The organism is Kineococcus vitellinus, assembly GCF_009906315.1.
Classification (GTDB): domain Bacteria; phylum Actinomycetota; class Actinomycetes; order Actinomycetales; family Kineococcaceae; genus Kineococcus; species Kineococcus vitellinus.
The window spans coordinates 1-8,500 of sequence record NZ_JAAALL010000193.1; the positions used below are offsets into that span (position 1 = coordinate 1).

The 8,500-nt window shown below is 76.6% G+C and carries 8 protein-coding genes; 4 read left to right on the plus strand and 4 right to left on the minus strand.

Features of this window, described 5'->3' with window-relative positions; translation table 11 throughout:
- Positions 1 to 86 precede the first annotated feature (86 nt).
- A complete protein-coding gene (locus GTQ99_RS15800) occupies positions 87 to 752 on the plus strand; it encodes a TetR family transcriptional regulator (protein ID WP_166616692.1) in 666 nt (221 codons plus the stop codon).
- Positions 753 to 795: 43 nt separating this feature from the next.
- Here the strand turns inward: GTQ99_RS15800 and GTQ99_RS15805 are convergent, their stop codons facing one another.
- The 4 genes from GTQ99_RS15805 to GTQ99_RS15820 all read right to left on the minus strand — a co-directional run bounded on the left by GTQ99_RS15805 (position 796) and on the right by GTQ99_RS15820 (position 5,746).
- Positions 796 to 1,668, minus strand: a complete 873-nt coding sequence (locus GTQ99_RS15805) for a metal ABC transporter permease (RefSeq protein WP_166616693.1) — start codon at positions 1,666 to 1,668, stop codon at positions 796 to 798.
- Positions 1,665 to 2,522, minus strand: a complete 858-nt coding sequence (locus GTQ99_RS15810; protein WP_166616694.1) for an ATP-binding cassette domain-containing protein — start codon at positions 2,520 to 2,522, stop codon at positions 1,665 to 1,667. Before GTQ99_RS15810 ends, GTQ99_RS15805 begins: the two co-directional genes overlap by 4 nt.
- Positions 2,519 to 3,451, minus strand: coding sequence for a metal ABC transporter solute-binding protein, Zn/Mn family (locus tag GTQ99_RS15815; RefSeq protein WP_166616695.1), 933 nt, complete (start codon positions 3,449 to 3,451; stop codon positions 2,519 to 2,521). Before GTQ99_RS15815 ends, GTQ99_RS15810 begins: the two co-directional genes overlap by 4 nt.
- A gap of 66 nt (positions 3,452 to 3,517) precedes the next feature.
- Entirely contained in the window at positions 3,518 to 5,746 is a 2,229-nt protein-coding gene (locus GTQ99_RS15820) for a hypothetical protein (RefSeq protein ID WP_166616696.1), read from the minus strand.
- Positions 5,747 to 5,806: 60 nt separating this feature from the next.
- Between GTQ99_RS15820 and GTQ99_RS15825 the strand changes: the two genes are divergently transcribed.
- The 3 genes from GTQ99_RS15825 (at position 5,807) to pheA (ending at position 8,458) form a co-directional block, all read left to right on the plus strand.
- Complete coding sequence (locus tag GTQ99_RS15825; RefSeq protein WP_166616697.1) at positions 5,807 to 7,072, plus strand: glycosyltransferase 87 family protein; 1,266 nt, start codon at positions 5,807 to 5,809, stop codon at positions 7,070 to 7,072.
- A gap of 63 nt (positions 7,073 to 7,135) precedes the next feature.
- Positions 7,136 to 7,441, plus strand: coding sequence for a WhiB family transcriptional regulator (locus GTQ99_RS15830; RefSeq protein WP_166616698.1), 306 nt, complete (start codon positions 7,136 to 7,138; stop codon positions 7,439 to 7,441).
- A gap of 72 nt (positions 7,442 to 7,513) precedes the next feature.
- Positions 7,514 to 8,458 (plus strand): prephenate dehydratase, encoded by a 945-nt coding sequence (gene pheA, locus GTQ99_RS15835; RefSeq protein ID WP_166616699.1) that lies wholly within the window; start codon positions 7,514 to 7,516, stop codon positions 8,456 to 8,458.
- Positions 8,459 to 8,500 lie beyond the last annotated feature (42 nt).

Consider the following 8,500-nt stretch of genomic DNA (forward strand, 5'->3'; position numbering starts at 1 on the left):
GGCCGGGACCGCTGCTGCGGAACGCGCCGAACACTACTTTTGGCTGACCAGGTGGTCAAGCAACTCCGGGCGGCTACGCTGCCGCCGTGACCGGGGACGGGATCGGCGCCGGGGTCGGGGACCCGCCGAAGGAGGACGGGCGCCGGTTGCGCTACCGCCACCGCCGCGAGGAACTGCTGCAGGCCGCCACCGAGCACGTCGTGGCGCACGGGCTCGCGCAGGCCTCGCTGCGCCGCGTCGCCGAGGCGGCCGGGGTCAGCCACGCCGCGCTGCTGCACCACTTCGGCACCCGCGAGCGGTTGCTCGCCGAGATCGTCGAGCGCGTCCTCACCCGCGCGTTCAGCGCACCGGCGCTGCGCCGCGGCGGCCCGGACGGCGGGGTGGGCAGCGGGGCGGACGGCGGGCCGCTGCGGGCCCTGTGGGCGCACGCCACCTCGCCCTCGGGCCAGCGCTACGTGCGCCTGTTCCTGGCGATCACCGGCAGCGCCCTCTACGACGAGGACCTCGCCGCGGCCGTGCGCGCCTCCGTGCGCGAGCGCACCGGCCTGCTGGCCGAGGGGCTGGTGGCCGCGGGCGCCGCCCGCGAGAGCGCCGGCGCGCAGGCCACCCTGGTGCTCTCCGCGATGCGCGGGCTGGTGCTGGACCGGATGGTCACCGGCGACGCCGAGCGCGTCGACGCCGCGTTCGAGGCGTTCGTGCGCGGGCTCGAGCGCGACCTCGCGCGGCGGTCCGGGGGAGTGGGAGCGGGCTAGCGGCCCGCCCGCGGTCCCGGCAGCGGCCGGGACCGCAGCGGCCTCAGAGGACCTCGGCGACCTGCGCGGGCGCCGGCTCGCCCGGGCGCTCCGCCGGGCGCCGCAGCCGCGCCACGAGCCGGCACAGCAGGTAGATCGCGAACGACACCGTCGTCACGTAGGGGCTGATGGGGATCGAGGAACCCAGGGCCAGCAGGGTCCCGCCGACCATCGCCACGAGCGCGAAGGCCACCGACAGCAGCGGGACGACGAACGGGCTGTGGCTCACCCGGACGGCCGCGGCCGCGGGGGTGACCAGCAGCGCCAGCACGAGCAGCGCGCCGACGATCTGCACGCTCATCGCCACGGCCAGGCCCAGGACGAGCATGAACACCGGCGACAGCAGCCGCACCGGGACCCCGCGGGCCGCGGCCAGCTCGGGGTCCAGGCTGGCGAACAGCAGCGGCCGCCACAGCACGAGCATCGTGGCGACGACGACGACGGAGATGACCGCCAGCGCGACCAGCTGCGGGTCGTCGACGGCGACGATCTGCCCGGTCAGCAGGCCGAACTTGTTCGCGGCCCGCCCCTCGTACAGCGACAGGAACAGCACCCCGAGGCCGAGGCCGAACGGCATGAGCACGCCGATCGCGGAGTTGTGGTCGCGGGCGCGCGCGCCCAGCACGCCGAACAGCACGGCCGCCAGCACCGAGCCGACGAGGGAGCCGACGACGACGTTCGCGCCCAGCAGCAGCGCGGCCGCCCCGCCCGCGAAGCTCAGCTCGCTCGTGCCGTGCACGGCGAAGGGCAGGTCGCGGGCGACGACGAACACGCCGACGAGCCCGCCGACCAGGCCGAGCAGCGCCCCCGCGTACAGGGAGTTGTGGACCAGCGCCAGCAGGGCGCCGTAGTCGGAGAAGTCGAAGATCCGGTTCACGAGGCCCTCCCGTGCGCGTGCGCGTGCTCGTGGTCGTGCCGGTCCTCGGCGGCGGCGCCCGCCACCAGCAGCCGCCCGCCGGACTCCAGCACCTCCACCGGGGCGCCGTACAGCTCCGAGAGCGTCGCGGAGTTCATCACCTGCTCGGGGGTGCCGATGCGGAAGCGCCCGCCCGCCAGGTAGAGCACCCGGTCGGCGTAGGGCAGCACCGGGTTGACGTCGTGGGTGACGAACAGGACCGCCGCGCCGGTGCGGGTGCGGCAGGCGTCGACGAGCGCGCTCACCGCGCCGGCGTGGTGCAGGTCCAGCGACAGCAGCGGCTCGTCGGCCAGCAGCAGCCGCGGGTCGCCGACGATGCTCTGCGCCACCCGCAGCCGCTGCTGCTCCCCGCCGGACAGCCGCCCCACGGGCACGTCGGCGTAGGAGGTGGCGCCCACGGCCTCCAGGACCTCCTCGACCTTCGCCCTCGCCGAGCGCGAGGGCAGCAGCGGGCCCCAGCGGTGCCCGTCCAGGCCCAGGCGGACGAAGTCGCGGGCCCGCAGCGGGGTGGTCGCCTCCAGGCCCTTCTGCTGCGGGACGTAGCCGATGTTCCGGTCCCCGCGCCGGGCGGGCCGGCCGGCGACCTCCACCCGGCCGGCCTGCAGCGGCTGCTGGCCGAGGACGACCTTGAGCAGGCTGGACTTGCCCGCGCCGTTCGCGCCGAGGACGGCGACGAACTCGCCGGGGGCGACGTCGAGGTCCAGGCCGGACCACAGGCGGCGGCTGCCGTAGGACAGCGAGGCCTCCCGCAGCCGCAGCGCGGGCACGGCCGCGGGGCCCCGCGGGGCCGGCTCGGGCCGGGGTCCGCCGCTCACGCGCCCAGCGCCGCCGCGACCGCGTCCACGTTCGCGCTCATCCACGTCGCGTAGTCCTCACCCTCGGGGAGCGTCTCGGTCACCGGCACCACCGCGACGCCGTTCTCCTGCGCGGCCCGCAGGACCTGCTCGGTCTGCGGGCCGGTGGTCTGCTCGTTGTGGACGAGCGCCCGCACCTGCCCGCCGCTGAAGAGTGCCAGCGTCTCCTGCAGGACGTCGACGGGCACGTCGCTCTCCTCCTCGACGGCCTCGGAGAACTCCTCCGGCGTCACGTTCCGCGCACCGAGGGCGTCCAGCAGGTAGCCGGGGACGGGTTCGGTGACGGCGACCGGCTGGTCCTGCGTCCTCGGCCGGGCGGCGTCGATCCGCTGCTGCACCCCGTCGAGGGAGGTCTGGAACGTCGCCAGGTTCGCCGCGAACGTGGCGGCGTCGTCGGGGGCGGCCTGCGCGAGCTCCGCCTCGACGCGCTCGGCGAGGGCGCGGACGGTGGCGACGTCGTACCAGACGTGCTCGTTGAGCTCCCCGTCGGCGGGCGCCTGCTTGCCCGAGACCTCCACGGCGTCCAGCACGACGGCCTTCGAGTCGGCCGCGCTGAGCAGCTGCTCCATGAAGTCGTCGTAGCCGCCGCCGTTCTCGATGACGACGTCGGCGCGCGAGAGCTCCAGCTGGGTGCGGGTGCTCGCCTCGTAGCTGTGCGGGTCGGCGGAGGGGTCGCTGATGATCGAGGTGACGCTCGCGGCGTCGCCGGCGATCGCGGAGGCGATCGAGCCGTAGACGTTCGTGGAGGCCACGACGCTGAGGCCGTCGGCGGCCGGGGAGGCCGCCGACGCAGAGCCGGTGGCGGCGTCGTCCCCGCCGCCGCAGGCGGCGAGCGCGAGGGCGCAGGTGAGGGTGGCGGCGAGGGCGAGCGGGCGGCGGCGCGACGGCATGCGACGTCTTCCTGACGATGGGAACGGTTGTCGATTACTGTAAGGCCGTCCGGCGCCGCCCGACGCTCAGGGCCTGCGGGCGGCGCCGGCGTCCAGCGTCCGCGTGCACGCCGCGATGAGCAGCGGCACCGCGAGCATCGCCCCCACCGCCGGCACGGCCGCGCCGGAGTCGTTGACGGCGAAGCCGATGACGAGCAGCACCAGCAGGCACGTCAGCCCGGCCTCCAGCACCGGGTGCGCCTCGTAGGCGCGCGCCAGCAGCGAGACCCCGAGCACCCGCGGGCGCACCAGCACGAAGGCGATGAAGGCGGCCGCGACCGCCAGGACGAGGCTGAGGATCCAGTTGCTGTAGAGGATCCGCAGGTTCTGCGCCGCCTTGCGCTCGACGACCTGCCAGGCGCCGCCGTCCAGCAGCGTCTGCACGAAGCGGCCCAGGTGCGTCTGGTCGTCCACGGGGCGCAGCCAGTCGGCCAGCGAGATCGCGGCCAGCACCAGGAGCGTGGCGCCCGCGATGACGAGCACCCGCCGCCAGGTGATCCGCACGCCCGCCACGAGCAGCGCCAGCAGGCCGAAGGCGGGCAGGATCGCCGGCGGGCCGCCGAAGTCGCTGCCGAGCACGCCGTCGACGAACGTCGTCACGACGCCCAGGACGGCCACCGCGACGACGGCCCAGCGGCGCCGGCCGCCGCGCACCAGCCGGTCGGCCAGCGCCGTGGTGAACAGCAGCGCACCCGTGGCGAACAGCGCGAACTGCTGGTTGCCCAGCCCGTAGAAGCGGCCGGCCACGACCGGCTGCAGGCCGTTGAGGCTGGAGGTGATCAGCCGTGAGCCCGTCGCGCAGTCCACCGCCAGGACGCCGGCCGTCACCAGCCCCACGAAGCCCAGCGGGCCCAGCGCCGCCCGCCGCCAGGGGCCCAGCAGCGCCAGCGCCGTGATGAGCACCACGTACAGGGCCACCGCGCCCGAGACGGCGAGCAGGTGCTCGCCGGTGCTCTCGCCGTGGCGCCACCACGGGATCGTGTTGGCCAGGAACGTCGAGGCGCACACCGCGGCGAAGGCGACCGTGAGCACGCGCAGCCCGCCCAGCACCCGGCGCCGCCCGCGCGAGCCGCCCCACGCCCGGCGCAGCGCCAGCGTCGCCACCGCGTACAGCACCAGCTGCGAGGCGCCCCAGGCCGTGAAGAACGGCCCGACGAGCGGCTGCACCGCCTGCGCGGCCTGGTCGAGGTCGCGCACCTTGCGCTCGCGCTCGGCGGCGGAGGTGCCCGGGTCGGTGGAGGTGACCGGGGCGCCGACCAGGCCGGGCGTGCCGTGGTCGGAGCCGAGCGCCAGCGCCAGGACGGTCGGGGTCAGGTCCGTCGTCTGCACGATCGCCGTCTGCCGCGTCGAGCGCGAGCCCAGGTGGCCGTCGTAGGTGCCGCCGCCGGGCGCCGGTCCCGTGGCGGCGCCGAACTGCAGGTGCGCGGTGCGGCCCGCGTCGGCCAGCGAGACGGCCAGCAGCGTCGTCGCGCCCGCGCCGGTGGAGGCCTCGACGGCCCGCTGGACGGCGGCCACCGTCGCGTCGACGGCCGCGACCTGCTCGGCGCGCGGGGCGGCCGGCGCCTCCTCGCGCGCGGGCAGGTCCGCGGGGTCGCGCACCGCGCCGGCGTCGACGACGACGACCTGCGCGCCGGACTCCAGGGCGTCCTGCACGTACCCGCCGACGGCCTGCGGGGTGGCGGCGTCGGCGGCCGGGACGGCGGCGGGGACGGTGCCGTCCTCGGCCGCCAGCGCGATGCCCGCGCCCGGGCCGACCGCCAGCGTGCGGGTGCCGGCGTCGGCCAGCGCCTGCCCCAGCGTGCCGGGCACGGCGCTGAAGGTGTCCCCGTCGGCGATCTCCCGGTAGCGCGCCAGGTCGGGCTGGACGCCGTCGACGACCTCGGCCACCGGCGCGCAGGCGGCGGCGGCGTGCTCGGCGGAGGTGCCGTCGAAGTCGGTGGCGCGCCGGCCGGCGGACAGGCCCAGCCAGCCGTCGGCGGGGCAGGCGGCGGTGAAGACGCTGCGCACGGCGATCGTGCCGATGGCGCCGCTGCTCATCGACGCCAGCGCCGGCGTGGCCCGCTCGGACACGTCCGACCAGCGCACGCCGGAGAAGCCGACGAGGACGAGCGGCGCCCGCCCGTCCGCCGCCGCGGCCCGCGCGGGGGCCGCCCCGGACAGCCCTGCCAGCAGCGCACCCAGCAGCACGGCCGCCGCGGCGACCACCGCCACCGGCGCGGGCAGGGCGTGCGGACGGGCGGTGGCGGAGCGGGGCACCGCCCCAGGCTAGGGCGGGTGCCGGTCGGGACCCGTGCGCCGCTGGGGGAGGATCGGGGCGTGATCGAGGAGGGGACGGCTCGGGTGCCGCGCGCAGCGCCGGCGGGTGCGTGGCGGCTGGCGGGGGTGGTGGTGCTGCTGCTCGCGGTCGCGCCGATCGTGCACCGCTACCTCGTGGCCTACCCCCAGGACCAGTGGCAGGTGGACCTGGAGGTCTACCGCGAGGCCGGCCGCAGCCTGCTGCTGGGCCGGCCGGTGTACGCCTTCGAGACCGAGGTGCCGCAGCTGCTGCCGTTCACCTACCCCACGTTCTCGGCGCTGCTGTCGGTGCCGCTGGCGCTGCTGCCCTGGGGCGCGGCGGGCTGGGTGTGGACGGCGCTGCAGCTGGCGCTGCTGTGGCTCGTGGTCGGGCTGGCCTTCCGGCCGCTGCTGGAGCGCGCGGGTGCGCGCGCCGGGCTGCTGCACGGGGTCGTCGCCGCGCTGTGCGTCTGGATCTCCCCGGTGGGCGAGAACATCCGCTTCGGCCAGGTCAACGTCGTCCTCGTCTCGCTGTGCCTGCTGGACCTGGTGCGCGGGCGCGAGGGCGTGCGGATCGGGCGCTGGACGCTGCGCTGGCCGCGGGGCGCGCTCGTCGGCGTGGCGGTGGCGGTCAAGCTGACCCCGGGCGTCTTCCTGGTGCACTTCGCGATCACCCGGCAGTGGCGCGAGCTGCGCAACGCGGTCGCCGCGGCCGCGGGGGTGACGGTCGCGACCTTCCTGGTCGCGCCGGAGGCGTCGCTGGAGTTCTGGACCTCCGCGCTGCTGAACTCCGACCGGCTGGGGCCGAACGCGGGCTCCTCCAACCAGTCGCTGCGCGGCTTCGTGCTGCGGCTGTACCTGTCCGAGGGCGCCACGACGCTGGTGTGGGGGCTGCTGGCCGCGCTCGCGGCGGTGGCGGGCTTCGCGCTGGCCCGCGCGCTGCACCGGCGCGGCTCGCTCGTGGGGGAGGTCGCCGCGTGCGGCATGGTCGCGGTGCTCGTCTCGCCCGTCTCCTGGCTGCACCACCTGCTGTGGGGCGTCGTCGTGCTCGGGGCCCTCGTCGGCGACGGGCGGAGCCGTCGCCGGCTGGTGGTCGGTGCGGCCGGTCTGCTGCTGCTGTGGGTGGCCTGGCCGTGGTGGGGGGCGAACCTGCTGGCCTCGCGCAGCGTGCCGACGGTGCTGGCCCGCGCGGTGCAGAACGGCGACCTGTGGTGGGCGCTGCTGTCGCTGCTCGCGATGTGGTGGCTGCTCGTCCGACACGCCGAGAGTCGATCACGCGCGGTGACTGACGCATCGCTTAGCGTTTAGCTTTTCGGCCCCCGGGGGAAGACGCCTTCCAGCGAGAGCGTCACACCACCCGAGGGGGGACCCGTGAGCGAGACCAGCCGAACCCTGCGCCCGACCGTCGAGGCGTGGGAGTGGCAGCTGCGGGGTGCGTGCCGCGAGGCCGACCCCGAGCTGTTCTTCCACCCCGAGCTCGAGCGCGGCGCAGCCCGCCAGCACCGCGACGCCGCGGCCCTGGCCATCTGCGCCGAGTGCCCCGTGCTGCGCCAGTGCCGCCAGCACGTGCTGTCGCACCGCGAGAGCTACGGGGTCTGGGGGGGCCTGACCGAGGACCAGCGCGAGACCATCTGGAGCGGGCGCACCGAGCGCCGCAGGCTGCGCCGCGCCGGCTGAGGCGCCCGGCCGCCGGGGAGCGCCCCCGGCGGCCGGCGGGACCGGTGCGGGCGCTCGGCTACTGTCTCGCCCGTGCTGCGCTACGCGTTCTTCGGCCCCGTCGGCACCTTCTCCGAGGCCGCCCTGCGGACCGTGGTGGGGGACGCGCCCGCCGCGGCGACCTCGAGCGTCGACGCCACCATCGAGGCGGTGCGCAGCGGCGCCGCCGACGTCGGGTGCGTGCCGATCGAGAACTCCGTCGAGGGCGGCGTCCCGGCGACCCTGGACGGCCTGGCCGCGGGCGACCCCCTCGTCGTCGTCGCCGAGGTGGTCATCCCCGTCTCCTTCGTGCTGGCCGTGCGCCCCGGCACCGCGCTGACCGACGTGCGGCGCGTGAGCACCCACTCCCACGCCCACGCGCAGGTGCGGCGGTGGCTGCACGCCACGCTGCCCGGGGCCGGCTACGTGCCCGCCACCTCCACCGCCGCCGCCGCGCAGGCCCTGGCCGCCGAGCTCGCCGGCGGCGAGCCCGCCGGCTTCGAGGCCGCGATCTGCGCGCCGTTCGCCGCCGAGCGCTTCGGCCTGGAGGTCCTCGCCGAGCGCATCGAGGACCGCGCCGGCGCCCAGACCCGCTTCGTGCTGCTCTCGCGCCCCGGTCCCGGCGCCGTCCCCGCCCCCACCGGCGACGACAAGACCTCCCTCGTCGTCTTCCTGCGCGAGGAGCGCCCCGGCGCCCTCGTGGAGGCGCTGGAGCAGTTCGTCACCCGCGGCATCAACCTCACCCGCATCGAGTCCCGGCCCTCCGGGGACGCCCTGGGCCGCTACTGCTTCTCCATCGACTGCGACGGCCACGTCGCCGACGCCCGCGTCGGCGAGGCCCTCATGGGTCTGCACCGCGTGTGCGAGCGGGTCCGCTTCGTCGGCAGCTACCCGCGCGCCGACGGCGGGCACACCGTCGTCGGCGACGGCCCGACCGAGGAGGCGTTCACCGCCGCGCAGGGCTGGCTGGACCGGGTGCGCACCGGCACCGCCTCCTGAGCGGGGCCCCCCGGTGATCTCGCACGGTGCACCGCGCAAGAT